This window comes from Pseudomonas sp. Au-Pse12, assembly GCF_021341665.1.
GTDB lineage: Bacteria > Pseudomonadota > Gammaproteobacteria > Pseudomonadales > Pseudomonadaceae > Aquipseudomonas.
This window is the reverse complement of sequence record NZ_JAJTTH010000003.1, coordinates 207,200-233,955: the sequence shown is the minus strand read 5'-3', so window position 1 is coordinate 233,955 and position 26,756 is coordinate 207,200. Positions and strand designations below refer to the sequence as shown.

General features: G+C 61.4%; 27 protein-coding genes. 17 read left to right on the top strand and 10 right to left on the bottom strand.

Annotated elements, in window-relative coordinates:
- Positions 1-206 precede the first annotated feature (206 nt).
- Complete coding sequence (locus tag LXM55_RS09390; protein WP_233320137.1) at positions 207-650, bottom strand: MarR family transcriptional regulator; 444 nt, start codon at positions 648-650, stop codon at positions 207-209.
- An 82-nt stretch (positions 651-732) separates the two neighbouring features.
- On the opposite strand from LXM55_RS09390, the gene LXM55_RS09385 reads away from it, so the two are divergent.
- Positions 733-1,899, top strand: coding sequence for an aminotransferase-like domain-containing protein (locus tag LXM55_RS09385; RefSeq protein ID WP_233320136.1), 1,167 nt, complete (start codon positions 733-735; stop codon positions 1,897-1,899).
- 10 nt (positions 1,900-1,909) lie between these two features.
- Positions 1,910-2,512 (top strand): glutathione S-transferase family protein, encoded by a 603-nt coding sequence (locus LXM55_RS09380; RefSeq protein ID WP_233320135.1) that lies wholly within the window; start codon positions 1,910-1,912, stop codon positions 2,510-2,512.
- Between the two features lie 60 nt (positions 2,513-2,572).
- On the opposite strand, the gene LXM55_RS09375 is transcribed toward LXM55_RS09380, so the two are convergent.
- Positions 2,573-3,466, bottom strand: a complete 894-nt coding sequence (locus LXM55_RS09375) for a LysR family transcriptional regulator (protein ID WP_233320134.1) — start codon at positions 3,464-3,466, stop codon at positions 2,573-2,575.
- 131 nt (positions 3,467-3,597) lie between these two features.
- Here LXM55_RS09375 and LXM55_RS09370 point away from each other — a divergent pair, with 131 nt between their 5' ends.
- Genes LXM55_RS09370 through LXM55_RS09360 form a run of 3 tightly spaced genes read left to right on the top strand, consistent with a single transcriptional unit; the run spans position 3,598 to position 6,576 of the window.
- Positions 3,598-4,893, top strand: a complete 1,296-nt coding sequence (locus tag LXM55_RS09370) for a CitMHS family transporter (protein ID WP_233320133.1) — start codon at positions 3,598-3,600, stop codon at positions 4,891-4,893.
- A gap of 1 nt (position 4,894) precedes the next feature.
- Positions 4,895-6,253 (top strand): acyclic terpene utilization AtuA family protein, encoded by a 1,359-nt coding sequence (locus LXM55_RS09365; protein ID WP_233320132.1) that lies wholly within the window; start codon positions 4,895-4,897, stop codon positions 6,251-6,253.
- Complete coding sequence (locus tag LXM55_RS09360) at positions 6,250-6,576, top strand: AtuA-related protein (protein ID WP_233320131.1); 327 nt, start codon at positions 6,250-6,252, stop codon at positions 6,574-6,576. The genes LXM55_RS09365 and LXM55_RS09360 overlap by 4 nt, the downstream gene beginning before the upstream one ends.
- 19 nt (positions 6,577-6,595) lie before the next feature.
- Here the strand turns inward: LXM55_RS09360 and LXM55_RS09355 are convergent, their stop codons facing one another.
- The 5 genes from LXM55_RS09355 to LXM55_RS09335 all read right to left on the bottom strand — a co-directional run bounded on the left by LXM55_RS09355 (position 6,596) and on the right by LXM55_RS09335 (position 9,365).
- Positions 6,596-6,967, bottom strand: coding sequence for a glutathione S-transferase N-terminal domain-containing protein (locus tag LXM55_RS09355; protein ID WP_233320130.1), 372 nt, complete (start codon positions 6,965-6,967; stop codon positions 6,596-6,598).
- A gap of 101 nt (positions 6,968-7,068) precedes the next feature.
- Entirely contained in the window at positions 7,069-7,614 is a 546-nt protein-coding gene (gene folE, locus LXM55_RS09350) for a GTP cyclohydrolase I FolE (protein ID WP_011062625.1), read from the bottom strand.
- 77 nt (positions 7,615-7,691) lie between these two features.
- Positions 7,692-8,249, bottom strand: coding sequence for a Smr/MutS family protein (locus tag LXM55_RS09345; RefSeq protein ID WP_233320129.1), 558 nt, complete (start codon positions 8,247-8,249; stop codon positions 7,692-7,694).
- A gap of 75 nt (positions 8,250-8,324) precedes the next feature.
- Positions 8,325-8,645 (bottom strand): hypothetical protein, encoded by a 321-nt coding sequence (locus LXM55_RS09340; RefSeq protein WP_233320128.1) that lies wholly within the window; start codon positions 8,643-8,645, stop codon positions 8,325-8,327.
- A gap of 129 nt (positions 8,646-8,774) precedes the next feature.
- Entirely contained in the window at positions 8,775-9,365 is a 591-nt protein-coding gene (locus LXM55_RS09335) for a cysteine hydrolase family protein (RefSeq protein WP_011062622.1), read from the bottom strand.
- A gap of 239 nt (positions 9,366-9,604) precedes the next feature.
- Here LXM55_RS09335 and prmB point away from each other — a divergent pair, with 239 nt between their 5' ends.
- Positions 9,605-10,513, top strand: coding sequence for a 50S ribosomal protein L3 N(5)-glutamine methyltransferase (prmB, locus tag LXM55_RS09330; protein ID WP_233320127.1), 909 nt, complete (start codon positions 9,605-9,607; stop codon positions 10,511-10,513).
- A gap of 51 nt (positions 10,514-10,564) precedes the next feature.
- On the opposite strand, the gene LXM55_RS09325 is transcribed toward prmB, so the two are convergent.
- Entirely contained in the window at positions 10,565-11,356 is a 792-nt protein-coding gene (locus LXM55_RS09325) for a hypothetical protein (protein ID WP_233320126.1), read from the bottom strand.
- Between the two features lie 99 nt (positions 11,357-11,455).
- Positions 11,456-12,409 (bottom strand): alpha/beta hydrolase, encoded by a 954-nt coding sequence (locus LXM55_RS09320; protein ID WP_233320125.1) that lies wholly within the window; start codon positions 12,407-12,409, stop codon positions 11,456-11,458.
- A 141-nt stretch (positions 12,410-12,550) separates the two neighbouring features.
- Here LXM55_RS09320 and aroC point away from each other — a divergent pair, with 141 nt between their 5' ends.
- Genes aroC through LXM55_RS09305 form a run of 3 tightly spaced genes read left to right on the top strand, consistent with a single transcriptional unit; the run spans position 12,551 to position 15,370 of the window.
- Complete coding sequence (aroC, locus tag LXM55_RS09315; protein WP_233320124.1) at positions 12,551-13,642, top strand: chorismate synthase; 1,092 nt, start codon at positions 12,551-12,553, stop codon at positions 13,640-13,642.
- A gap of 34 nt (positions 13,643-13,676) precedes the next feature.
- Positions 13,677-14,825, top strand: coding sequence for an MFS transporter (locus LXM55_RS09310; protein WP_233320123.1), 1,149 nt, complete (start codon positions 13,677-13,679; stop codon positions 14,823-14,825).
- Positions 14,825-15,370 (top strand): 1,2-dihydroxy-3-keto-5-methylthiopentene dioxygenase, encoded by a 546-nt coding sequence (locus LXM55_RS09305; protein ID WP_233320122.1) that lies wholly within the window; start codon positions 14,825-14,827, stop codon positions 15,368-15,370. The genes LXM55_RS09310 and LXM55_RS09305 overlap by 1 nt, the downstream gene beginning before the upstream one ends.
- A gap of 71 nt (positions 15,371-15,441) precedes the next feature.
- Here LXM55_RS09305 and LXM55_RS09300 read toward each other — a convergent pair whose 3' ends face one another.
- The gene (locus LXM55_RS09300; protein ID WP_019093389.1) at positions 15,442-15,720 is read right to left on the bottom strand and encodes a DUF3509 domain-containing protein; all 279 of its coding nucleotides are present in this window, start codon (positions 15,718-15,720) and stop codon (positions 15,442-15,444) included.
- A 696-nt stretch (positions 15,721-16,416) separates the two neighbouring features.
- On the opposite strand from LXM55_RS09300, the gene LXM55_RS09295 reads away from it, so the two are divergent.
- From LXM55_RS09295 to LXM55_RS09260, 8 genes are all read left to right on the top strand, one after another.
- Entirely contained in the window at positions 16,417-18,255 is a 1,839-nt protein-coding gene (locus LXM55_RS09295; protein WP_233320121.1) for a long-chain-acyl-CoA synthetase, read from the top strand.
- Positions 18,256-18,352: 97 nt separating this feature from the next.
- Complete coding sequence (locus tag LXM55_RS09290) at positions 18,353-18,871, top strand: ankyrin repeat domain-containing protein (RefSeq protein ID WP_233320120.1); 519 nt, start codon at positions 18,353-18,355, stop codon at positions 18,869-18,871.
- Positions 18,872-18,981: 110 nt separating this feature from the next.
- Positions 18,982-19,512 carry a hypothetical protein gene (locus LXM55_RS09285; RefSeq protein ID WP_233320119.1) on the top strand — a complete coding sequence of 177 codons (531 nt, stop codon included), beginning with the start codon at positions 18,982-18,984 and terminating at the stop codon, positions 19,510-19,512.
- 82 nt (positions 19,513-19,594) lie between these two features.
- Complete coding sequence (locus LXM55_RS09280; RefSeq protein ID WP_233320118.1) at positions 19,595-19,786, top strand: PLDc N-terminal domain-containing protein; 192 nt, start codon at positions 19,595-19,597, stop codon at positions 19,784-19,786.
- A 317-nt stretch (positions 19,787-20,103) separates the two neighbouring features.
- A complete protein-coding gene (locus tag LXM55_RS09275) occupies positions 20,104-22,191 on the top strand; it encodes an LTA synthase family protein (RefSeq protein WP_233320117.1) in 2,088 nt (695 codons plus the stop codon).
- Between the two features lie 353 nt (positions 22,192-22,544).
- On the top strand, positions 22,545-23,087 hold the full coding sequence (locus tag LXM55_RS09270) for a fimbrial protein (protein WP_233320116.1): 543 nt from the start codon (positions 22,545-22,547) through the stop codon (positions 23,085-23,087).
- A 55-nt stretch (positions 23,088-23,142) separates the two neighbouring features.
- Positions 23,143-23,883 carry a fimbria/pilus periplasmic chaperone gene (locus tag LXM55_RS09265; protein WP_233320115.1) on the top strand — a complete coding sequence of 247 codons (741 nt, stop codon included), beginning with the start codon at positions 23,143-23,145 and terminating at the stop codon, positions 23,881-23,883.
- A 234-nt stretch (positions 23,884-24,117) separates the two neighbouring features.
- Positions 24,118-26,640 carry a fimbria/pilus outer membrane usher protein gene (locus LXM55_RS09260; protein WP_233320114.1) on the top strand — a complete coding sequence of 841 codons (2,523 nt, stop codon included), beginning with the start codon at positions 24,118-24,120 and terminating at the stop codon, positions 26,638-26,640.
- Positions 26,641-26,756 lie beyond the last annotated feature (116 nt).

Here is a 26,756-nt window from a genome sequence, read left to right as displayed (position 1 = left end):
GCGCGCGGGTTTTGTTGACCTTTGGGTCAAGAACTCGTCGGGCGAATTATGCTTTTGTATACAAAGAAAGCAAATAATGTTTTTGAGGTTGTGTGCGAAGAATTCGCGAACATGGCTATATCGCCGCCGGGTTCTGCCTGGGTGTGCAAGGGCGTGGGGCGGCGGGGCAGCAGGTGCACCAATGAGTGGCGCCCGAGAGGGGGGAATCAGTCTTCGTTGTGTTTGCCGGCCAGCGCCTGGTTCACCGCCAGCCAGCCGTTGACCGCGCTTTCGCCGGCGTCGGCGAAGGCGCGTTGCAGCAGCTTGACCTGTTCGCGGCGCAGGGACTGCTCGAAGCGCGCGCCATCGGCGGTCAACTGCAGCAGGCGCTTACGTTTGTCGCTGTCCGGGGCCACGCTGTCCACCAGGTGCATTTCCATCAATTGACGCAACGGCGTGTTCAACGCCTGCTTGCTCACTCCCAGCAGGTTGAGCAGCTCCTTGACGCTGAGCCCGGGATAGCGGGCGATGAAAAATACGATGCGCTGATGCACCCGGCTCAGGCCCCGGCGTTCGAGCATTTCGTCGGCCTTGGCGGTAAAGGCCTGATAGCCGAAGAAGAAGGCTTCCATGGCGGCTTGTTGCGAAGTCTGGTTTTTAAGGTCAAGCATATTGACGTATCCGCAAGGGGCAGCGTAATTTCGGTCAAGCAGTTTGACGTATTTCCTTCAGCCTTCGCTAGCGGTGATCTCCATGGCCTTCTCCGAACGTGTATCGCGTCTCAAAAGCTCCCTGATCCGTGAAATCCTTGCTGCGGCCCAGCGCCCGGAAGTGATGTCGTTCGCTGGAGGGCTGCCGGCCGAAGTGATGCTGCCCAAGGTGCAATGGCAGGACATGCCGCTGACCATGGGCCAATACGGCATGAGCGAAGGCGAACCGCAACTGCGTGAAGCCTTGGCGTTGGAGGCGCGCAAGCTAGGCGTGCCCTGTGACGCGAGCCAGGTGCTGGTGGTCAGTGGTTCCCAGCAGACCCTCGATCTGGCGGCCAAGCTGTACATCGACAAGGGCACCGAGATCATGCTGGAAGCGCCGACCTACCTGGCTGCCCTGCAGATTTTCCAGCTGTTCGGTGCCGACTGCCTGACCGTGCCGCTGGAGGCCGATGGCCCGGATCTGGCGCAGCTGCGCACCCGCCTGGAGCGGCATCGCCCGGCGTTCATCTACCTGATTCCGACCTTCCAGAACCCTTCGGCGGTGCGCTATAGCGAAGCCAAGCGTGATGCGGTGGCGGCTCTGCTGGACGAGTTCGACGTGACCCTGATCGAGGATGAGCCCTATCGCGAGCTGACGTTCGACGGCGGCAGCGCCACGCCTATTGTCAGCCGCTTGAAAAAAGCCAGCTGGATCTACACCGGCACGGTGTCGAAAACCTTGCTGCCGGGCCTGCGGGTTGGCTATCTGATTGCCAGTCCGGATCTGTTCCCGCACTTGTTGCGGCTCAAGCAGTCGGCTGACCTGCACACCAACCGGGTGGGGCAGTGGCAGGCCATGCAGTGGATTGGCAGTGACAAGTTTCAACAGCATCTGGATCAATTGCGCGACTTCTATCGCCAGCGTCGGGATGGCTTCCAGGCCGCCCTGCTCAGCCATTTCGCCGATCTGGCGGATTGGCAGGTGCCCGAGGGCGGATTGTTTTTCTGGTTGAGCTTGAAACAGCCCCTGGATACCCGCACTTTGCTCAAGTCGGCGTTGGAGCACGACGTGACATTCATGCCCGGTGAGCCGTTCTTTGCCGATCCGGACAGCAATCATGGACATCTGCGGTTGAATTTCAGCCATATCGATCCGGCGCGTCTGGACGAGGGCCTCAAGCGGCTGGCCACCGTAATACGTCAAGCACAGGCTGCACAGGCAGCCTAAGGGGAGGGCCATGTACAAGGTTTATGGCGATTACCGTTCAGGCAACTGCTACAAGATCAAGCTGATGCTCCATTTGCTGGGCCAGCCCTACGAATGGCAGGCGGTGGATATTCTCGGGGGCGACACTCAGACCGAAGCCTTCCTGGCGAAGAACCCCAACGGCAAGATCCCGGTCCTGGAGCTGGAAGACGGCACTTGCCTGTGGGAGTCCAACGCGATTCTCAACTTTCTCGCCGACGGCAGCGAGTTCCTGCCCAGCGAACCGCGCCTGCGCACCCAGGTTCTGCAATGGCAATTCTTCGAGCAGTACAGCCACGAGCCCTACATTGCCGTGGCGCGTTTCATCCAGCTCTACGAAGGGCTGCCGGAGGAGCGCCGCGAGGAATACCTGAAGCTGCACAAGCGTGGCTACAAGGCGTTGGACGTGATGGAGAAACAATTGAGCCGCACGCCTTATCTGGTGGGCGAGCATTATTCGATCGCCGACATCGCGCTCTATGCCTACACCCATGTGGCCGATGAAGGCGGATTCGACCTGAGCCGCTACCCGGGCATCCAGGCCTGGATGCAGCGCGTGCAAAGCCATCCGCGGCATGTGGCGATGCTCGACTGAGCGGGTGCTTCGACCCCCACTGAACCGGCCTTGTGCCGGTTCAGTGCGTTATGGAGCCGGCTAATTGCGTTCGCTGGCCAGGCGCTGGTGCAGTAACTCATAGCAGCGCTGCGCCGCCGGGCTCAATTGCTGGCCACTTCGGCGGATCAGGCCAATCTCGCGGCTGGCCCCCGGGTGCTTGAGGGCAATCCGACGCAGCCCCTCGCGGCCGTCATCGGCGGATTCCGGCAGCAGGGTAATCCCCAGGCCCTGGCGCACCAGCGCCAGCACCGTGCTCATGTAGTTGGCTTCCATGGCCGACAGCAGGCTCAGGCGGCTGTCATCGAACAGCGCTTCGACCTGCTCGCGCACGCTGCTGTCGCGGCCGGTGAGAATGATCGGCTGTTGCGCCAGATCTTTCAGGGTCACCGACTGGCGCTTGGCCAGGGGATGATCGGCCGCCACGAACACACACAGGCGATCTTCCAGCAGGGGCTGGAAGTCCAGGCCATGGCTGAGCCGAGCTCGCCCGCCGATACCGAAATCCACCTCGCCGGCACGGACCTGAGCATGAATGCGGTGGGCCACCAGGTCCTGGAGGCGTACTTCGATCCCGGCACATTGCTCGCGAAACTGGCGCAAGGCCGGTGGCAGTACCCCGGCGCAGACTGAAGGCAGCGCGGCAATGGTTACCACGCCGCGGCGCAGAGCGGCCAGGTCCCGGGAGCCGCTGACGATGTTGTCCAGGTCCAGTAGCAGTTTCTCCATCGGCCCGCGGGCTTCCTGGCCGGCCGCAGTGAGGCTGACATGGCGCGGGCTGCGGTCGAGCAGGGCGACCCCCAGCCATTCCTCCAGTTGCTGGACCTGTACGGTAAGTGCCGATGGCGACAGGTGCAGCTCGGTCGCGGCCTTGCTGAAGTTGCCGCTGCGAGACACGGCGAGGAAGGCCTGGATGTGCTGGATCGAGTTCTTCATTTTGTTTTTCCGAATACAAGGCGCCGAATATTCCAATTTACAAAGACTAGCGCGATTTCAATACTCCAGAAAAACAATAACCGTCCGCCTTCCGGCCCTGGCTTGAAGAGGCGGCACACTGGAGTTCCTCCATGCTCGCCACCCTGGGTGTCATCACCATCCTCTGTCTGCTCGTGTCCGTCATGAGCAAGCGCCTGTCGCCCCTGGTGGCGCTGATCGCGCTGCCGATCATCGCCGCGCTGGTCGGTGGTTTCGGCCTGCAGACCAGCGCCTTTATCGTCACCGGCATCAAGAACGTCGCCCCCGTGGTGGGCATGTTCGTGTTCGCCATTCTGTTCTTCGGCATCATGACCGACGCCGGCATGCTCGACCCGATCATCGACCGCATCCTGCGTAGCGTTGGCACCCGGCCTACGCGGATCGTGGTGGGTACGGCGCTGCTGGCGCTGTTGGTGCACCTGGACGGCTCCGGCGCGGTGACCTTCCTGGTGACGGTGCCGGCGATGCTGCCGCTCTACACCCGGCTGGGCATCGACCGGCGGATCCTGGCCTGTGTCGCGGCGATGGCGGCCGGGGTCAATTTCCTGCCCTGGACCGGCCCGGTGCTGCGTTCTTCGGCGGCCCTGCATGTGCCGGTGGCGGATTTGTTCCAGCCGCTGATCCCGGTGCAGATCGTCGGCCTGTTGTTTGTCTTCGCCAGCGCCTGGTGGCTCGGTCGCCGGGAGGAGCGCCGCCTCGGGCTGGGGCCCGGCGGCGCCGCTGGCACGGGTATTCCGAGCCGGGTGCTGAGCGACGCCGAAGAGGCGCTGCGCCGCCCCGGACGCTTCTGGATCAACCTGCTGCTCACCGTACTGGTGATGCTGGTGATGATTGCCGGCTGGGTCGACCCGGTGGTGATGTTCATGGTCGGCACGGTGCTGGCGCTGTGCATCAACTACCCGGACGTCGAGGCCCAGCGCGCGCGTATCGATGCGCATGCCAAGACCGCCCTGACCATGGCCAGCATTCTCCTGGCGGCCGGGGTATTCACCGGCATCATGCAGGGCAGCGGCATGCTCAAGGCGATTGCCGAAGTGGCGGTGGCGCAGATTCCTGCCGGTCACGGCAAGCTGATTCCGACCGTGGTGGGGCTTATGTCCATGCCGCTGAGCATGTTGTTTGACCCGGACTCCTATTACTTCGGGGTGATGCCGGTGATTGCCGAAGTGGGCAAGGCCCTGGGTGTCGACCCGCTGCAAGTGGCTCAGGCGTCATTGCTCGGGGTGCACACCACCGGCTTCCCGGTGAGCCCGCTGACCCCGGCGACCTTCCTGCTGGTGGGCCTGTGCAAGATCGAATTGGCCGACCATCAGCGTTTCACCATCCCCTTTCTATTCGCCGCGTCGGTGTTGATGACCCTGACCGCGCTGCTGCTGGGAGTTCTTTAACATGAAAAGCCTACGTATCGGCTCTGGCGCCGGTTATTCCGGCGATCGTATCGAGCCGGCCATCGAGTTGGCGCAACACGGCGATCTGGATTACTTGGTTTTCGAATGCCTGGCCGAGCGCACCATTGCCCTGGCGCAACAGGCGCGCATGGCCGACCCGCGCAGTGGCTACGACCCGTTGCTGGGGGCGCGGATGCGCGGGGTGCTGCCCTTTGTCGGCGCCTCGGCCACCGGCCGGCGCTTGCGCATCATCAGCAACATGGGCGCTGCCAATCCGTTGGCGGCAGTGGCCGAGGTGCAACGGATCGCCGCCGAGCTGGGCTTGCCCGGCCTCAAGGTGATCGCGGTATTGGGCGACGATGTACTGGAGATTCTGCGTGCCCGGCCGCAGCAGGTGCTGGATAACGGCCTGAGCTTGGGCGCGCTGGGCCAGCGGTTGATTTCCGCCAATGCCTACCTCGGCGCCCAGGGCCTGGTCGAGGCGCTGCGGGCCGATGCCGATGTGGTGATCACCGGGCGGGTGGCCGACCCGTCATTGTTCCTGGCGCCACAGATCTTCGAGTTTGGCTGGGCCGAGGACGACTGGCTGCGTCTGGGGCGCGGGACTCTGGTGGGGCACCTGCTGGAATGCGCGGGGCAGGTCAGCGGCGGCTATTTTGCCGACCCGGGCATCAAGGATGTTGCCGGTCTGGCACGCCTGGGGTTTCCCCTGGCCGAAGTGGATGAGCAGGGCGCGGCCGTGATCACCAAGGTCGAGGGTTCAGGCGGGCTGGTCAGCAGTGCCACCTGCACCGAACAGTTGATCTATGAGGTGCATGACCCGGCGGCGTACTTGACGCCGGACGTCTGTGCCGATTTTTCCGCGGTGGGTTTTATCGAAGAAGGGCGCGATCGCGTGCGTCTGGAAGGGGCGGCCGGCAGCAAGCGGCCGGACCAGCTCAAGGTCAGTGTCGGTTACCTGGATGGCTGGATCGGCGAAGGGCAGATTTCCTACGGCGGACCGGGCGCCGTGGCGCGGGCGCGGCTGGCCCGGGAGATCGTTCTTGAACGCCTGGCCCTGACCGGCGTACAGATGCAGGAAGTGCGCGCGGAGCTGATCGGCATCGATGCTTTGCACGGCGCCGAGCTGGGCCAGCGTGGGGGCGTCGAGCCCTGGGAGGTGCGCCTGCGGGTGGCGGCGCGCTGCACCGACCAGGCCGAAGCCGTACGGCTCGGCAATGAAGTGGAGACGCTCTATACCAATGGTCCTGCTGGCGGTGGCGGGGCCAGCAAAAGCGTGCGGCAGGTGGTCGCCGTGGCGTCCCTGTTGCTGCCGCGTACGGCTGTCAGGGTGCAACTTCATCAGGAGGCACAGGCATGAATGGGCTCACATTGCGTGATCTGGCGCACTCGCGTACCGGAGACAAGGGCGACACTTCGAACATTTCGGTCATTGCCTACCGCGCCGAGGATTTTGCCTTTCTCTGCGAGCAGCTCACCGCCGAGCGGGTAGCGGCGTATTTCGCAGGCTTGCTGGGGAGCGATGGGGCGCCGGTACGGCGTTACGTCCTGGAGAATGTGCAGGCCTTGAACTTCGTCCTGCCGGGCATCCTGCGCGGTGGCGTGACCCGCTCGCTGGCGCTGGATGCCCATGGCAAGTGCCTGGGGGCGGCCTTGCTCGATTTGTCGCTGAGCCGGGACTGAGCAGCCCCGGAGGAAGGTCTCAGGCGGCCGAGAAGCGCTGGTTCAGGTAGTCGATGATCACCTTGGATTCATACATCCAGGTGGTCTGGCCGTTCTCTTCGATCCGCAGGCACGGCACCTTGATCTTGCCGCCCTGTTCCAGCAGGGCCTGGCGATCCTGTTCGTTGTTCTTGGCGTCGCGCAGGGCCACCGGCACGTTCAGGCGGTGCAGGGTGCGGCGGGTCTTGACGCAGAACGGGCAGGCGTGGAACTGATACAGGGTCAGGCCCTTGGCGGCTTCCGCGACTTGCGCTTGAGCTGCAGCAGCGCGCTTCTGCTTGCGCGGGCGGGTAATGAAGTCGATGAAAATGATGAGTTGGCCCAGGCCGACTCGCAGCGCTTTGACGATCACGGTATTGCCTCTTGCCCATGAATGAAGGGGCGGCAGCTTACCTGATTTTGCCAGACGAAAAAAAACCGGCGATCAACGCCGGTTTTTCTGCTCGGGGCCTGTTACTTGATCAGGCTGAGGAACTCGCTGCGGGTCGCGGCATTTTCGCGGAACTCACCCAGCATCACCGAAGTGATCATCGATGAATTCTGTTTTTCCACACCGCGCATCATCATGCACATGTGCTTGGCCTCGATCACCACGGCAACCCCCAGGGCGCCCGTCACTTGCTGGACGGCATCGGCGATCTGCCGGCTGAGGTTTTCCTGGATCTGCAGGCGGCGGGCATACATATCGACGATGCGCGCGACTTTCGACAGTCCCAGCACCTTGCCGCTGGGAATGTAGGCTACGTGGGCCTTGCCGATGAACGGCAGCAGGTGGTGTTCGCACAACGAGTAGAGCTCGATGTCCTTGACCAGCACCATTTCGCTGTTATCGGAGCTGAACAAGGCACCGTTGGTGACCTCTTCCAGGGTTTGGGCATAACCGCGGCAGAGGTACTGCATGGCTTTGGCGGCACGCTTGGGCGTGTCGAGCAGGCCCTCGCGGGAGACGTCTTCGCCCAGTTGGCCGAGGATCGCGGTGTAATTCTGTTCCAGGGACATGAAACTACCTGTGGGATTTTACGCAAAGGGCAAGGGTACGGTGGCGGACACGACGCTGCAAGCGTGATGCAGCGGCTTTATTCGTCACGGCCTTCCATCATGGTGCGCTTGAGCATCACGTACAGTGCCCCGGTGCCACCGTGTTTGGCCTGGCAGGAAGTGAAGCCCAGCACCTGTGGATGCTGGCGCAACCAGGTGTTGACGTGGCTCTTGATCATGGGGCGCTTGCCATCCAGGCGCACGGCCTTGCCATGGGTGACGCGCACGCAGCGGATTTCGAACTGGGTGGCCTCGGCGAGAAATGCCCAGAGGGTTTCCCGGGCCTTTTCCACGGTCATGCCGTGCAGATCGAGGCTGCCTTCAAAGGGGATCTGACCGATTTTCAGCTTGCGCATCTGACTTTCCTGGACCCCATCGCGGGCCCACATCAGCTCGTCTTCCGGCCCTACATCGATGACGAACTGGTCGGAAAGGCCGTCCACCGTAGTGGTTTCGCTGCGCACGGTGGCTGCCTGGCGCAGCTTGGCGATCTGCGCCCGGTCGCTCTTGGGCTTGCCGGTATCGGCACGATCGTGCTTGATCGGCTTGACGCCGCGGATCTCGTTTTTGAACAGGGAAAAATCGTCGTCTTGCATGTCAGCCTCCGCGAAGGGCGGCTAGTTTACCCAACTCGGAACACCTTAAGGCGCGCAAATCGCGCCACAGGAATGTCAGTCGTGTTTTTTCATCAGGTGCGGCGCCATGTTCAGCGCCAGGGGCTGACGCATGCGCCGCCGGCAACGGCGCCACAAGCGCACACCGACATACAGCAGCAACAGGCCAACCGCCAGGATCACCGCCGAGCCCGCCGGGCTGGCGTTGATCTCTCCCAGCGCCGGTGCCCGGCCGAGCAGGCTGGCAACCCCCGCCATTGCCAGGAGCACGCCGAACGTGGCCAGCAGTGCGGAGAATCCCGCCCCCAGGCGCAATCGCCAGTTTCGCGGGCTTTTGGGCCGCAATCGGCGTGCGTCAAAACCATCGGATATCTTCATTCCGACCTTCCTCAATGGGTATCGGCCCTTCGACCGGGAGTTGTCCGGGTGGTTCCTGAGGCTAAGGCAAATGCTGCAAATGCGAGGCGTTTATGGATGAGCGGCCCGCCAGCCGCTCACCAGGGCTGATCAGATCAGGCTTGCGGTCTGGGCGAGGGTGGCGAAGTTGTCGGCCATGATCGCCATTTCGGTTTGCTGAACGTGCTCGGCGCTGAGGATACCGCCTTTGTACGGCAGGTCGCGGGTGGCACAGGCGTCTTCTACCAAAGTGCAGCGGAAACCCAGGTTCTTCGCTGCGCGGACCGTGGTGCTGACGCTGGAGTGGCTCATGAAGCCGGCAACGATCAGGTCCAGGGAGCCAAGGTCCTGCAGGCGTTTTTCCAGTTCAGTGCCGTGGAAGGCGCTGGGCAGCAGTTTGCCGATGATGGTTTCGTCGCCTTGGGGTTCAAGGCCGGGAATGAATTCGCCGCGCTCGCCCTGAGGGTCGAACAGACCGCCCACGGTGCCGAGGTGGCGAACATGCACGACAGGGCGACCGGCAGCCCGGGCCGCGGCCAGCAGTTGACGGATATTGGCCACTGCCGCATCCATGCCGGACAGGGCCAGTGGGCCGCTGAGGTACTCTTTCTGGGCGTCGATGATCACAAGGGTCGCGTGGCTCAAATTGGCCGCTGCATAACCACGACCGCTGAGTTGAAACATCGTCTTTGGAACGGACATTCTGGGGCTCCTGTGAGTGGGGCTTTTGCGACATTGTCCTCTGGCGGAGCGCTTCTGTGAATCGCTACTAACGTAAGGTGCGCCGTTGTTGGCCTGCAGCCTTGTCAAGAGGGGCAAGGTATAAAGCCTTCCCGGGTAAAAACGGCACCAGGACGATTGCACCGCGGGGGCTTTTCATTCGTCGTCGGCAGGCGTTTAGGCTGTTAGAATCGCCGGTCGTTTTGTCAGGAGTCTGTCCCGTGATCACTTCCCGCCTGCGCACCTTGCGCGACCATATCCGCTGGGCTGTCAGCCGCTTTCATGGGGAGGATCTGTTCTTCGGCCATGGTACCGACAACGCCTGGGACGAGGCCCGCCAACTGGTGCTTGGGGCTTTGCACCTGCCTTGGGAGATTGCCGACAGCTACCTGGACTGCGCGTTGGAAGACGACGAACTGGTCCATGTGCAGCATTTGCTCAAGCGCCGCATCGAAGAGCGTGTGCCCACCGCTTACCTGCTGGGCGAAGCCTGGTTCTGCGGCATGTCGTTCATGGTCGATGAGCGCGTGCTGATTCCCCGTTCGCCGATTGGCGAGTTGATCGAAAAACGTTTCGAACCCTGGCTGGGCAACGAGCCCGCGCGGATTCTCGACCTGTGCACCGGCTCTGGCTGCATCGGCATTGCCTGCGCTTATGAGTTCCGCGATGCCGAAGTGGTGCTGGCGGACCTGTCCTTCGAGGCCCTCGAAGTGGCCAACCAGAACATCGAGCGTCATGGCGTGGAGGAGCGGGTGTTTACCGTCCAGGGCGATGGTTTCGATGGCCTGCCCGGGCAGCGCTTCGACTTGATCGTGTCCAACCCGCCTTATGTCGATGCCGAAGATTTTGCCGACATGCCGGACGAGTACCAGCACGAGCCCGAGCTGGGCCTGGCCTGTGGCGAAGATGGCCTGAACCTGGTACGGCGGATGCTCGCCGAAGCCGCGGACCACCTGACCGAGAAGGGCTTGCTGATTGTCGAAGTGGGCAACAGCCAGGTGCATGTCGAGTCGCTGTACCCCGAAGTCGACTTCGCCTGGCTGGATTTCGAACGCGGCGGCCACGGAGTCTTCATGCTGACTGCCGAGCAGTGCCGCGAACATCAGGCGTTGTTCGCGTCCCGGGTCTGAATCGATTGCCGGCCCGCGCAACGCGGGCCTTGAGCATCCAGTGGTTGCGGCTCAGCGATGAGTCGCAATCCAGATCAGCAGCCCCGCCTGGAACACGGCGAAGGCGACCAGGCAGGTGATGGTGAAGCGCAGGCCGGTGTCTTCACGCTTGTACTTGGTGACTTTCTCTTCCTGCTTGCGCAGTTTCACTTCCAGTTCTTCAAGGTTCTGTTCGGCCTGCTGGAGCATCTGCGCCGCTTCCAGGATTTCCACGAACTGCAGTTTTTCGCTGTTCCACTGGCTCAGCAGTTCGCCGACCTGAACATCCTTGACGCTGCCCTTGAGGTGCTGGGCGTCGGCATACACCACATCGAAACCCTGAGTGCGCAGCACGTGGTCGCGACGCAGGCGTGTGTCTTCGTTGAGGGCGTCCTTGTTGGCCAGGTCGAAGCCGTCGACCCGGTAGTGTGGCCACTTCTTTTGCGCCCACTGCGCCGCCTGGGCCAGCAGGAAACGGCCGATGCCGCGGTTCAGCGGTTCGATCTGCAGGCCGCCTTCAGGCTCGAAGTGCACCCGGCGGGTGTCGTGCTCGACCCACACATCCAGGTGATTCTGCTCCTTGCGCACCCGCTGGCCAGGCAAGCTGATGGTCATGCGCAGCAGGCTGTGTTCCTTGTTGTTGCGTTCGGCGTAACCGAACTCGACAAAGCGCAAGGGCCGCCCGCCGGTAGCGCGATCGGTCTGCAAGGGCGCCAGGCGCAGCATCTTGTGATGTTCAGCCTGCACATCCGCCCATGGCAGCGGCGGCGCTTCCGGGGCGACGGCTTCCTGCTCGGTGGCGGGTGAATTCGGGGTATCAGTCATAACGGCGAGATCCTGTCCAATCGCTGCGCGCCGACAGCAATTGAACGGCCGGCAAAGGCTTATCGGCCGTTTTTTTCAGGACTGGAGGGTGAAAACAGCCTAACGGGTGTGAAGTCCGTCAATAAAACCGATGATCGCGCTGCCCAGTTCGGCCGCCAACGGCAATTGCGGGTCCTTGTAGGACGCCAGCTGGCGCTTGAGATCGTTGGGCACGATGCGCATCACATGGTTCATGCCTTCAATCAGCGCCAGTTGTGCATCCGGTTTGGCGGCCTTGAGAACCTTGGCGTCATCGACGCTGACCTGGATATCGTTGCTGCCCTGGATGATCAGCGCCGGCATTTTCAGGCGCGCGAAGGCCGCCGCCGGGTCCTCGCGGAACAGGGTGATCAGGTAAGGCTGCACGCTGGGGCGGAAAATCACCTGCAGCGCCGGCGGCACATCAGGGTCGACCTTGCCGGCCTTGAGGCTGTCCAGTAGTTCATTGCTGCGTAGCATCAGCGCCGGAGGCAGGCGGTAGCTCAGCTGTTGACGCAGGATCTGGTCCACCGGGCGGGCGGTGCCGGAGATGGAGATGACCCCGGCCGCATCCAGCTGCGGCGCCGCCAGTGTGGCGATCAGCGCACCTTCGCTATGGCCCAGAACGATCAGTTGGCCCAGGCGTGGGTCGGCCTTGAGCTTTTGCCCCCAGGCCACGGCATCGGCGACATAGGCATCGAGGGTCAGGTTGCGTTCGTCCGGGGTGGCCGCGAGGCTGGCGGCCACCCCGCGTTTGTCATAACGCACGCTGGCGATGTTGTGCTTGGCCAGTACCCAGGCCAGGCGCTTGAGGCTGTCGTTGCGCCCGCCATCGGGGTTGTTGCCGTCGCGGTCGGTAGGGCCGGAGCCGGAAATGATCAGCACCACCGGCACCGGCTGCTCGGACTTGGGCAGCAGCAGCGAGCCATACAGCTCGCCGTGCCCGGTATCCAGGCTCACAGGACGTTGCAGGACGGCCGCTTGGACCAGGCCGGTGAACAGGGAAAGGCTCAAGAGAAGGACTCGCAGCATCATCGCGCCATCATGGATAAGGTGCCGGTTTGACTCGGCAACAGGCAGAAGGTTCGAGGATGAACTAGTTGGGTAGCCTGCGTATACTGGCGCCCTCAGTAATCCTGATTGAGTTATTTCGGCTGATTTCACGGAGCTCCCTGCATGTCCGGCAATACCTACGGCAAGCTGTTCACTGTCACCACCGCGGGCGAAAGCCATGGTCCGGCGTTGGTCGCCATTGTCGACGGCTGCCCGCCGGGCCTCGAGCTGTCGCTGCAAGACCTGCAGCGTGACCTGGACCGGCGCAAGCCCGGCACCAGCCGCCACACCACCCAGCGCCAGGAGCCCGATGAGGTCGAAATCCTCTCCGGGGTATTTGAAGGCAAGACCACCGGTTGCTCCATCGGCCTGCTGATCCGCAATACCGACCAGAAGTCCAAGGACTACTCGGCGATCAAGGATCTGTTCCGCCCGGCCCACGCTGACTACACCTACCATCACAAGTACGGCATCCGCGACTATCGTGGCGGTGGTCGCAGCTCGGCCCGGGAAACCGCCATGCGCGTGGCCGCCGGCGCCATTGCCAAGAAATACCTGGCCAGCCAGGGCATCGTGATTCGCGGCTACATGAGCCAGTTGGGCCCGATCGAGATTCCCTTCAAGACCTGGGATTCGGTAGAGGACAACGCTTTCTTCTGCCCCGACCCGGACAAGGTTCCGGAGCTGGAAGCCTACATGGACCAACTGCGTCGGGATCAGGATTCGGTCGGAGCCAAGATCACCGTGGTTGCCGAAGGCGTGATGCCGGGCCTGGGCGAGCCGATCTTCGATCGCCTGGACGCCGAGCTGGCCCATGCGCTGATGAGCATCAACGCGGTCAAGGGCGTAGAAATCGGCGCCGGTTTCGCCTGCGTCGCCCAGCGCGGCACCGAGCACCGGGATGAACTGATCCCGCAAGGTTTCCTCAGCAACAACGCCGGCGGCATTCTCGGCGGCATTTCCTCGGGCCAGCCGATCGTCGCTCACCTGGCGCTCAAGCCGACTTCGAGCATCACCACCCCCGGGCGTTCGATCGATGTCGATGGCAACCCGGTGGACGTGATCACCAAGGGCCGCCACGACCCATGCGTGGGCATTCGCGCGACGCCGATCGCCGAGGCGATGATGGCCATCGTGTTGATGGATCACCTGCTGCGCCATCGTGGCCAGAATTCCGACGTGCGCGTCAGCACGCCGGTGCTGGGCCAGCTGTAATGTTGGTTCTGCCAGTCGCCACGGTCTGAAGGCCGTGGCGGCACTTCCTTACTGGCGGCTTTCCAGTTTTTACCTGTTCTACTTCGCGCTGCTGGGGTCGACCGCGCCATTCCTGGCGCTGTATTTCGATCACCTGGGGTTTTCCAGCGCCCGCATCGGTGAACTGGTGGCCATCCCCATGCTCATGCGCTGCGTGGCGCCGAACCTGTGGGGCTGGCTGGGGGATTACACGGGGTGCCGCTTGGCGATCGTGCGTTTTGGCGCGATCTGCACCCTGATCTGCTTCTCCCTGATCTTCGTCGACAAGAGCTATGCCTGGCTGGCCATGGTCATGGCCCTGCACGCTTTTTTCTGGCACGCCGTGCTGCCGCAGTTCGAAGTGATCACCCTGGCCCACCTGCAGGGCCAGGCCTCGCGCTACAGCCAGATCCGTCTCTGGGGTTCCATCGGCTTTATTCTCACCGTGGTGGCCCTGGGGCGGCTGTTCGAATGGCTGAGCCTGGACATCTATCCGCTGGCGTTGGTGGTGATCATGGGCGGTATCGTGCTCAGCAGCCTGTGGGTGCCCAACGCCCAGCCTGCGGTCCAGGGGCCGCGGCTGGCCGGGGAGGGCTTTCTCGGGCAACTGCGCAGCCCCGGCGTGCTGGCGTTTTACCTGTGCGTGGCGTTGATGCAGATGAGTCATGGCCCGTATTACACCTTCCTGACCCTGCACCTGGAGCGCCTTGGATACACCCGTGGGGTGATTGGCATGCTCTGGGCGCTGGGTGTGGTGGCCGAGGTGCTGATGTTCCTGGCGATGAGCCGGATCCTGGCGCGGTTTTCCGTGCGCCGTGTGCTGTTGGCCAGCTTTCTGTTGGCTAGCCTGCGCTGGTTGCTGCTGGGCAGCCTGGCGGAACACCTGTGGGTGCTGTTGCTGGCGCAGGTGCTGCACGCGGCGACCTTCGGCAGTTTCCATGCCGCGGCCATTCACTTTGTGCAGCGCAGCTTTGGCGCCCGCCAGCAAGGCCAGGGCCAGGCGCTGTACGCCGCCCTGGCGGGAACCGGGGGCGCTCTGGGCGCCTTGTATTCGGGCTATAGCTGGAATGCCCTGGGGCCCACATTGACCTTTAGTATTGCCAGCGTCGCAGCCCTGGCCGCAGCCGTTATCATTGCCACCCGCATGCAAGAGGAGTTGCCGTAATGAGCAGCCTGTCCGTCTACCACGTATCCAGTCCGGATCTGCCGAACAAGGTCCTGACCCACTTCGACGATATCGCTGCAACCCTCGCCGAACAGGGGATTCGCTTCGACCGCTGGCAAGCCGCGACGCGAATCGCTCCGGGCGCCAGCCAGGAAGAAGTGATCAGTGCCTATCAGGAGCAGATTGATCGGCTGATGACCGAGCGTGGCTATCTCACCGTGGATGTGCTCAGCCTTAATCACGAGCATCCGCAAAAGGCCGAGTTGCGCGCCAGTTTTCTCGATGAGCACCGTCACGATGAAGACGAAGTGCGTTTCTTCGTCGCTGGTCGGGGCCTGTTCAACCTGCACATCGATGACTATGTGTACGCCGTGCTGTGCGAGAGGAACGACCTGATCTCGGTGCCGGCGGGCACTGCCCACTGGTTCGACATGGGGGAGCAGCCGAACCTGGTGGCGATCCGCATGTTCAACAACCCCCAGGGTTGGAAAGCCAGCTTGACCGGCGACACGATTGCCAGCCGGTTTCCGCGCCTGGACGATTGAGCGACAAAGCAACGTCAATGGGCCGGACCCACGCAAGGTGGGCCGGCCCGGACAGTTGAACGGTGATCGGCTTACGCGCTGTGGTAAGTCGGCAGCGCAAAGCGGTTCTGGCTTTGCAGCATGGAAATCTGTGGCAACTCACTGGCCTGTTCGGCCAAGTCCCGACGAATCGCACTGATGACCCACGACAGTTGGTCGGCGGCGTGCAACTGTGCGTAGGAGATGGAGCGCTTGAACTGTTTGCCTTCGCTGTTGCGCAGGGTCAGCAGGATGCCGCCGTCAGGGCGTGGTTGGGTGGTGACTTCGAAGTTGGAGAACAGGGAGGAAAATTTTTCTTGGATCAGGCTCATGTCTATCAGCTCCGTTAGCTCTTGAAGGGCAAGCGTGAAGTGATAGGTGCAGTGATTGTGCCAGTACTGTGATTTTAAAATTTCCTTTAAAAACAATGACTTGAAAAAATAGACCAATCCATGATTCGTGCAAATTGCATGAATGGCCATCGTGCATCGTGCATCGTGCATCGTGCATCGTGCATCGTGCATCCTGCATTTTGCAGGTTGGCGACGGTTCTTGACTGGTGCTTTCGCGGTGCACCATGGGTCGCGGCGGAAAATTCAATCATTGCGCAGGGGCCTGCCCGCTGTGCCGAGAGATACAAAAGTTTGCAAAAACCCCGTGTACAGGCTCGCAACGGCTGACGTATTTTTCAGCCAGTCACGTCGTTTCAACCCGGCTTCGGCAACTTCGCCAACGCACGTTGAAGGGCGTTTCTGCGACATGGAATGTGTTGCGGCGCGATCCAGTGATCCCGCCCAACCAATAATAAGAACATAGGACGCTCTCCATGAACCTTCCCTGCGCACTGTCGCCGGTGCTTTTTGCAGCGCCGCGCTTGTCCTGCCTCTATCCCTCGTCGGGCGATATCCACTGCGTCCGTCTGCCGGTCTCCGTACCTTGGCGTGCCACCCCAGGTTGAGCCTTGTGCCGCTGCTGCCAACGCCCGGCCTGGACCGGGAACAGACCTTTGCTGTCGAACCGGAGCAACCATGAACAAGCACAAGAGCGACATGATCACCTGGGGCATGATGCTGCGTAAGGTGCCGTCCATTGCCAGGGCGTTGCCACGGGTGGTGCGCGGCATGAGGGCGGGCAACATCGAGAAACCGGACCAGCCCTGTGGCCTGGGCTGGAGTTTCGAGCAGGCGACCCTGCGCAATCCCGAGGGCCCGGCCCTGCTGTACGGCGATCGGGTGCTCAGCTACGCCCAGGCCAACCAGTGGGCCAACCGTATCGCCGCCTACCTGCAGGAGCAGGGCATTAGCAAGGGCGATGTGCTGGCGATCTTTATCGAAAATCGCCCGGAATTGCTGGTCACGGTGCTGGCGGTAGCCAAGCTCGGAGGGATTTGCGCGATGCTCAACACCGCGCAGACCCAGGGGGTGCTGGTGCACAGCCTGGCGTTGGTGAAGCCGGCGGCGATCATCCTTGGTGGTGAACTGCAGGCCGCTTACTCGGCGATCCGCGAGCAGGTGGGCATCGATCCGCAGCGCACCTGGTTCGTCGCCGACCAGGACGCTTTTGTCGATCCCGGCCCGACCCCGGAGGGGATGCGCAACCTGATGGCCGAGAGCGCCAGCTACCCATCGGACAACCTGGCGCAGACCCAGCGCATCTTCCTCAATGATCCGTGCTTCTACATCTATACCTCCGGCACCACGGGGTTGCCCAAGGCCGGCATCTTCAAGCACGGGCGCTGGATGCGCACTTCTGCCGGCTTCGGCACCATCGCCCTGAACATGCAACCTGGCGACGTGGTGTATTGCACCTTGCCGCTGTATCACGCCACAGGGTTGTGCGTGTGCTGGGGTTCGGCAATTACCGGGGCCTCGGGCTTTGCCATCCGCCGCAAGTTCAGCGCCAGTCAGTTCTGGGATGACGTGCGCCGGTTCAAGGCGACGACCGTGGGCTATGTCGGTGAGTTGTGCCGCTACCTGATCGACCAGCCGGCGTCCGGGCGGGATGCCGAGCATGGGGTCTCGAAGATGATCGGTAACGGCCTGCGTCCGGGTGTCTGGAGCGAGTTCAAGCAACGTTTCGGTGTTGGCCATATCTGTGAGCTGTATGCCGCCAGCGATGGCAACATCGGCTTCAGCAATATCCTCAACTTCGACAACACCGTGGGTTTTTCCCTGATCCCCTGGGCGCTGGTGGAATACGCCCACGACACCGGCGCGCCGCTGCGCAACAGTCAGGGTTTCATGCAGAAGGTGGCGAAGGGCGGCCAGGGCCTGTTGCTGGCGAAGATCGACGACAAGGCGCCGCTGGATGGCTACACCGACCCGGAAAAGAACCTCAAGGTGATTCTCAAGGACGTGTTCGAGAAGGGTGACTGCTATTTCAATACCGGCGATCTGTTACGCGACATCGGTTTTGGCCATGTGCAGTTCGTCGACCGCCTGGGGGATACCTATCGCTGGAAGGGCGAGAACGTCTCCACCACCGAGGTGGAGAACATCCTCCTCGGCCACCCGCAGATTGCCGAGGTGGTGGCTTATGGGGTTGAGATCCACAACACCAACGGCCGGGCCGGGATGGTCGCGATCACTCCAGCGGAGTCCCTGGCGACCCTGGATTTCAGCGAGTTGCTGCAGTTTGCCCGGCAGCAGTTGCCGGCTTATGCGGTGCCGCTGTTTCTGCGCATCAAGCTGAAGATGGACACCACCGGTACCTTCAAGTACCAGAAGAGCCGCCTCAAGGAGCAGGCGTTCGATCTTCAGCAAATCGGCGACGATCCGGTGTACGCCTGGCTGCCAGGATCGGATACCTACGTGCGGCTGACCCCGCAGATTCTCGCCGAGATACAGGGTGGGCGCCTGCGTTATTGATTCTGCCTATGGCGGCTCTTGGGAAAAAAGGGATGACAGGCCAGCGCCGGCTTGGGGAAACTAGCGCCTTTCCGAATTGCCGAACCTGGAGTTTCCGATGACCGACAAAAGCCGCCAGATGACCGAAGAAGAGGCCGCCCAGTTTGTCGAGCAGGTGTTCAACGTGGCCCGCCAGGGCGATGCGCAGATGCTCGACAAGCTGGCCGCCAGTGGCCTGCCGGTCAACCTGCGCAACCACAAGGGCGACACGCTGCTGATGCTGGCCGCCTATCACGGGCATGTGGATGCGGTGCAAGTGCTGCTCAAGCACCAGGCCGACCCCGAGATCCGCAACGACAATGGCCAGAGCCCGATTGCCGGTGCTGCCTTCAAGGGCGACCTGGCGGTGGTCAAGGTGCTGGTGGAGGGGGGCGCGCAAGTGGAGGGCTCGTCCTTTGATGGACGTACCGCCTTGATGATGGCGGCGATGTTCAACCGCACGGAAATCGTCAGCTACCTGATCAGCCAGGGCGCCGATCCCAAGGCTCGTGACAGCAATGGCGTCAGTGCCCTGGAAGCGGCCAAGACCATGGGTGCCCTGGAGACCACCGCGCAGCTGGAAAAACTCCTGGCCTGAGCCTGGCCTGATCGAGGAGCGAAGGCGCCCGGCACTCCCAGGTGTGATAGCTCGGGCACTTTAGGCTATCCTTCGCGCCCTCGAAATTTCCTCGCCTCCAGGATGTGCCCATGAAAACCGCCCTTATCGAACTCATCAGCAAAATCAGCTCCGGGTGCATGGGCGAAGCCGAGATCCAGCAGATCGCCGAGGAGGCGACTCAGGCCTACGCCGACCCTCAGGGGTTCCTCGCCGCCAACCCGGATATCAACTACGACGACAGTTTTCCCATTCCGCTGGGGGAATGGGTGGTGGTCGGCAGCTTGCCGGAAACCGTGCTGTTTCAGGCCGATGGCTACGTTGACCTGTTTGCCCAGATCGTTGCCTCTTTTGGCAAGGACGTGCCTTTCAACATCAAGCCCAAGCAACTGGCCAAGATCGAGGCGCTGACCGCCTTGAATCGCATCCAGATCCAGATGGGCAGCATGAACCCGGAAAACGGCGGTTATGTGCTGATGAATTTCAGCCAGCTACTGGATGACGAACTGCAGATGGTGCTGGTCTACGGCAACGACGTACCGCGAGTGCTGGAATTGTGCGCCGAAGTCGGGATTGCCGCGGCGCCGGCTCTGGAAGCGTTGAAAGTCGCTGTACACGTCTGAAACCGCCCGGCCCGGAATAAAACGGAACCCTGATTCAGCGCAGCTATCCTAAAGAGGCACGCCATCATTTGGGAGCGACACCATGGGTTCCACCTTCAATGGCCTGGTTGGCCTGATCATTTTGGCTCTGGACATCTGGGCCATCATCAACGTAATCAAGAGCGGCGCTGAAACCGGAATGAAGATCCTCTGGGTGCTGTTGATCATCTTCCTGCCGGTGCTGGGGCTGATCATCTGGGCCATCGCCGGCCCGCGAGGCGATGTGCGGCTCTGAGTCTGGAACCGCCGGTTACACAGCGAAAAAGGGCCTTCAGGCCCTTTTTTGTGTGACTAAACATGCGTTGAACGAAATTTTCACAAACGCTCGAAGACAATTCGCCGGCGCTTTTTCCTCGGTTAACCCTCTGCAATCTCTTGTCCCAGAGCCGCTGACAGTGGGATTGGTGGTGCTGTCCACTAATCAATGGCAATGCCATGAGTGATCGTGCAACATTTGCGCACCGCGAATTCCCCCGTCGCCCTGGCGGCACCAAGAGGGCAGAACGCAGCTGTATCTTTGCAACTTAAACTTCCAATGGGTCCTAAAACCACATGGCAAACTCGGATGCCCTGAGTCAGCAGCGATCCTCGAATCGCCTGCTGCAACCGACCGTTAAATCCCATCTGGCCTTCACGCTGTTATGTGCACTGGTCATGATGGTGATGTTCTCCTTGTTGCGCGCCGCGCTGCTGATCTACAACCGCGAGATGATTCTCGACACTCCGGCCTCGACGTTCTTCGAAGCGTTTGCCAACGGGCTGCGCTTTGACCTGCGGCTGGTGGTCTATATCAGTGTGCCGCTGCTGCTGGCACTGTTCAGCGCCCGGGCCATGGCGGCTCGCGGGGTGCTGCGTTTCTGGCTGACCCTCACCTCCAGCGTTGCGCTGTTCCTCGGCCTGATGGAGATGGACTTCTATCGCGAGTTCCACCAGCGCCTCAACGGCCTGGTCTTCCAGTATGTGAAGGAAGACCCGAAGACCGTGATGAGCATGCTCTGGTACGGTTTCCCGGTGGTCCGCTACCTGCTGGCCTGGGCCGTGGGCACCTGGATCCTGAGCCTGGCGTTCAAGGGCGCCGACCGCGCCACCCGGCCACGCGGCCCGTTCAGTGGCGGTAATGTCGGCACCCGGCAGGTTGCGCCCTGGTATGCGCGTATCGCGGTGTTCGTCGTGTGCCTGCTGGTTTGTGTGGTGGCCGCCCGCGGTACCCTGCGCCAGGGCCCGCCGATGCGTTGGGGTGACGTCTACACCACCGAGTCGAACTTCGCCAACCAGCTGGGCCTCAACGGCACGCTGCAACTGGCTGCGGCGGCCAAGGATCGTCTCTCCGAGGACCGCACCAATATCTGGAAGGCCACCTTGCCTCAGCCGCAGGCTCAGCAGACCGTGCGCGACATGCTGCTGGTGCCGAGCGACAAACTGGTGGACGGGGACATCGCCGCGGTGCGCCGCACCTACACGCCGGATGGGGAAAAGACCCTGCCGATCAAGAACGTCGTCGTGATCCTGATGGAAAGCTTTGCCGGGCACTCGGTGGGCGCCCTGGGCCGTCCGGGCGAGATCACTCCGTACTTCGACAAGCTGTCCAAGGAAGGTCTGCTGTTCGACCGTTTCTTCTCCAACGGCACCCATACCCACCAGGGGATGTTTGCCACCATGGCGTGCTTCCCCAACCTGCCGGGCTTCGAATACCTGATGCAGACGCCGGAAGGCAGCCACAAGCTGTCCGGCCTGCCGCAACTGCTCAGTGCTCGCAAGTACGATGACGTGTATGTCTACAACGGCGATTTCGCCTGGGACAACCAGTCGGGGTTCTTCGGCAACCAGGGCATGACCAACTTCGTCGGGCGCAATGACTTCGTCAACCCGGTGTTCTCCGACCCGACCTGGGGCGTGTCCGACCAGGACATGTTCAACCGTGGCCTGGAGGAGTTGAAAGCGAGGGAAGGCAAGGGGCCGTTCTACGCCCTGCTGCAAACGCTGTCCAACCACACCCCGTATGCGCTGCCGACGCCATTGCCGGTGGACAAGGTCACCGATCGTGGCAGCCTCAACGAACACCTGACCGCCATGCGCTACTCTGACTGGGCCCTGGGCCAGTTCTTCGAGAAGGCACGCAAGGAGCCTTACTTCAAGGAAACCCTGTTCGTGGTGGTGGGTGACCATGGTTTCGGCAACGAGCAGCAGATCACCGAAATGGATCTGGGGCGCTTCAACGTGCCCATGCTGATGATTGCGCCAGGCATTCAGGAAAAGTTCGGCCAGCGTGACCACACCGTGGGCACTCAGATCGATATCGTGCCGACCATCATGGGCCGTCTTGGCGGCGACGTACTGCACCAGTGCTGGGGCCGCGACCTGCTCAACTTGCCGGAAGGCGACAAGGGCTTCGGCGTGATCAAGCCTTCGGGCAGCGATCAGACCGTAGCGCTGTTGACTGCAGATCGGGTGCTGGTACTGCCCAAGGAAATGCCGCCAAGGCTGTACAAGTACGAGCTGGGTTCCGCACCAGGTGGCGAACTGATTCCCGACTCCACGGATGAGGCGCAGCTCAAAGAGAAGCTGGAGTCCTTCCTGCAGACCGCGACCAAGAGCCTGCTCGACAACACCGCCGGGGTGGTCAACGGCAAGCCGGATTGACCGTTGGGCGTGTTGCTCCCTGTGGAGCAATGGCGAGACGTGAACTGTAAAGAAAACACCCCTGATGGGGTGTTTTTTTTTGCCTGTCGACAGAGAAGGCCATTCAGTTGTCTTGAGGTATTTCCTGCTTTTCTTGGGAAATTTTTCTCGGGAAGTCGTCGATTTCTCGCGTTCAAATGGGAAACGTCTTGGATTTTAGGAATCATCTGATGTTAGCCAATACAACAGACTGTAATGATCGCATCCGCTTCGGCCCGGACGGATACGTATAGCACTCCAGAACTGGCACGCAGCATTGAAGATGAATGGCGTGGCCGGTAGTGCGCCACGATGATGGAGAAATGGAGAGTTAAATGAAAAAGCTTTGTTTGGTTGCGGGTGCTGTATCTAGCTTTCTTCTGGCCGCTAACAGTGCCTTCGCGCATGACGTTGTTCTCGACTTTACCGGGAAAGTTACCCAGGCAACATGCAAGATCGAAGGTGCTGGTGCCGAAGGCAAACTTTCAAAGTTGGTGGCGTTGAGTGAGGTCAGTACCAACGCATTGAGTAAAACCGGTGACGTAGCGGGTCTTCAGCCGGTAATGATCCAACTGAGCGAGTGTTCGGGTACCAAGGTTAAGGCTAACTTCAACCACCGTGTTGAAAGCGTTGATATGAGTACTGGTGCACTGGTAAATAGCTTGGGTAGCTCAGAAAACGGCGCAGATGTACAAGTACAACTGCTTGATACAAGTTACCAGCCGATAAAACTCGGAATGGAAAATGCACCTCTTTCTGTGGCTCAGGCTGGCGAGAATGTCACTGTTGGGTTTTACGCTCAATATCTAGCTGCATATGCTCCTGCTACTGCGGGTGATTTCAAATCTCAAATCATGTTGGACTTTTCTTACGAATAAGTTTCAGGCCCGGAAGCCACAACTTCTGGGCCTTATTTGCTGAGTGATTGATTTCATGCCACGTAGTTCCTGTTTTCAACAGGTGTGCGCTTGCGTATGCCTTTTGTTGTCAATGTCTGCCTCAGCCAGTGTGGTGGTTGACACCACACGGCTGATTTATCCGGCCCTTGAGCGTGAGATCTCGCTTCGGTTGAGTAATTCGGGGCCGCAGCCGGCACTGGTCCAGGCCTGGATCGATGACGGTAGTGTCGATGCCAAGCCCGATGAGGTGGATGTGCCTTTTGTGGTGATGCCGCCCATTGCACGTATCAACCCGGACAAGGGGCAATCTCTGCGGATTGCCTACACCCCGATCGCGGGGTTGCCCAAGGACCGTGAGTCGGTGTTCTGGCTCAATGTACTGGACGTGCCGCCACTGCCCTCCGGGCAGGCCAGCAACCATATGCAGATGGCTTTTCGCACCCGCCTGAAGTTGTTTTTCCGTCCGGCGGATCTGCCGGGCAGCGCGGTCGAGAGCGCAGAGAAGCTGCGCTGGAGCCTGGCCAGGTCCGCAGCAGGAGCCGTTCTGCAGGTACGCAATGAGGGGGCCTTTCATGTGTCCTTCAGCTCGGTTGAGGTGGAACTCAAGGGCGGCAGTCGTTTCAAGGCCCAGAGTCACATGCTCGCGCCGAAATCTTCTGCCGACTTCGCATTTGAGCAACCGCTGATTCCTGCGGGGGCAGAGGGCCGTGTGATTTACGAATGGATCAACGATCACGGATCCACTGTACGTGGCGAAACAAGACTGCAGTTTTAGATCCAGTCAGGCCGGTCGTTGCTGGTATCAGCATCCGTTCTCCCCTCGTGTAACAGCGAGCGCGTTAGCCCTTTAGTTGTTGACCCTCGCACTGACTGTCTGAGGGCAGGTTAGATGAACGCTTTGTCAAATCCCCTGTTTATACCTTCAGCTCGCGCACTGGCTGCGTTGTGTCGGTGCCTTTTCGAGCGTCGCGGATTGATCTCGGGAGGCACGACCCTGCTGCTGTCGTGGATGGTCAGCGCTGCCAGTGAGGCTGAGGAGCTGATCCGTTTCAATCCCGCATTTTTTGGCAACAGCCGCGGGCAGTCGGTGGACCTGTCCAAGTTTGAGCGGGGTAATCCCTTGACTCCCGGCGTCTATCGTCTTGACCTGTACCTCAACCAGAATCGGATGGGGGCTCAAGAAGTCCTGCTCAGGGCTACGGCGGATGGATCAAGGGTCGAGCCTTGCCTGCCGCCGGCTGTGTTGGAGCAGCTCGGTGTCGACTTCACCCGGTTGCCTGTCGACCAGGCTGCTCAGGCCTTGTCTGCGCAATGTCTGGGGCCTGATCAGCTGGTGCCCCAAAGTCGTTTTGAAGTGGATATGGCGGAGTTGCGTGCCGATCTTTCCATCCCCCAGATCTACCTGCTTCAGGTCCCGCGAGGCCAGGCGTCTCCCAAAGAGTGGGATGCGGGGGTCAATGCAGGCTTTCTGGGGTACAGCAACAACCTGTCCGACAACCGCTCCAGAGGGCAGGGCAGTCGGCAGTTTTATAGTGGGCTCAATGGCGGGCTCAACCTGGGGGATTGGCGTCTTAGGCACAATGGTACCTATAGCTACAACGACCAATCGGGTACTCGCCAGCGCAGTCAGTACAACGCACTCAGCAGCTATGTGCAGCGTGATGTCACGGCACTTCAAGCGCAATTGACCTTGGGGGAGTTCTACACCCCCGGCAATGTGTTCGACAGCATGCCCTATACCGGCGTGCAATTGAGCAGTGACGAACGGATGTTGCCGGATTCCATGCGCGGGTTTGCCCCCGTGGTTCGCGGTATTGCCGACACCACGGCCAAAGTCAGCGTGCGTCAGGGGCAGAGCCTGTTGTATGAAACCACGGTGCCCCCGGGGCCATTTGCCATTGAGGATTTGAACAGCGCCGGTTATGCCGGTGATCTCAGCGTGACCATTACCGAGGCCGATGGGCGCACCAAGAGCTTTTTGGTGCCCTATGCCTCGATGGTGCAATTACTGCGTCCGGGCAGTTCGCGCTTCAGTTTCAGCGCCGGACGCTATCGTGATGACAGCCTTGATGCCCCGCCAGGTTTTCTCCAGGCGACCTATCAGCGTGGTTTGTCCAACCTGCTGACGGGGTACGGTGGCAGCATCCTGGCGCAGGATTACCGTGCCCTGCAGGGCGGGTTGGCGTTGAGTACCTCACTGGGCGCGGTGGCTGTCGACCTGACTCATTCCCAGGCATCAGGATTGAACGATGTGGATGCAGGGACCCCGGCGAGGCTGAGCGGCCGCAGCTTGAGGCTGTCCTACAGCAAGCTGATCGAGACCACGTCCACCCAATTCACCGCTGCGGCCTATCGGTTCTCCAGCGAGGGCTACCTGAGCTTCGATGAATATGCCCGCCTGCACGACAGTGAATCGTTGACGTCATTGTTCAAGCAACGTAGCCGCTTGCAATTGAGCCTCAGCCAACCGTTGGGCGAGCGTTATGGTCGCCTGAACTTCTCCGGTATGGCGCAGGACTATTGGGCACGCGGTCAGGGGCGTGACCTGAGTTATCAACTGGGCTACTCCAACGGCTTTGGCTGGGGCAGCTTCAGCCTCAGTGCCAGTCGTATTCAAAGCGGCAATGGGGGCCTGGAGAATCAGTACTTGCTGAGTGTCAGTCTGCCCCTGGGGCGCACTCGGAATTCGCCGTATCTGACGTCATCCATGAGTTACGACGGCAAGCGCAGCTACCAGTCCACTGCCTCTCTGAGTGGCGTGGTTGGCGCGCAAGGTCAGCTCGGCTACAGCTTGTATGGCTCGCGTAACAGCAATGAGGGGCGCAATAACAATGACTACGGGGGCAACCTGCGTTACGACACGGCCCACGCCAGTTACAACCTGGGGGCCAGCCGCGGAGAAGACTACCAGCAAGCCAACTTCGGCATGCAGGGCACGTTGGTGGCGCATCCGGGTGGAATCAACGCTACAGCAGGCCAGGGCGAAACCATGGCGGTGCTCGAAGCCATCGGCGCTGAAGGGGCGCAGGTGCTTAGTAACTCGGGGGCGCGAATCGCCGACAACGGGTACGCGGTGGTGACGGGGCTGACACCCTATCGCCGCAACGATATGGCGCTGGACCCTAAAGGCACTTCTCGGGATGTGGAGCTGGAAATGACGTCACAGCAAATAGCTCCCCGTGCGGGCGCGGTGGTGATGCTGCGCTATCCGACCGTGGTGGGGCGGCCCATCCTGCTGAAACTGGTGCGTGACGATCGCGAGAGCATTCCCTTGGGCGCGCAAGTGGTCGGCGCCGCAGGGGAGGCACTGACGCAGGTCGGGCAGAGCGGCCGGGCCTTTGTCCGCGGGCTGGAGGGGGCGGGGCAATTGCTGGTCCGTTGGGGGCAGGGCAAGGGCCAGAGTTGTTACGCGCCTTACCACATCGAGGCCGATCCCCCCGCCGCGGAGCACTACTACCAGCAGCTGGAGCTGGCTTGTCTGGTGTCGGATCAACAGTTCAAGCAGGTGGAGCCGCGCAAAACAGGTGCATGAAAAGAGGCGGCATCGCGGCAAGGCCCGTTTCAGCGGTACTGGTAGCAGGGATCTTGGGCTGTGCGACGGCGGCTTCACAGATCGCCCTGATCTATTGGTCAATCCAGAGTGGTGTC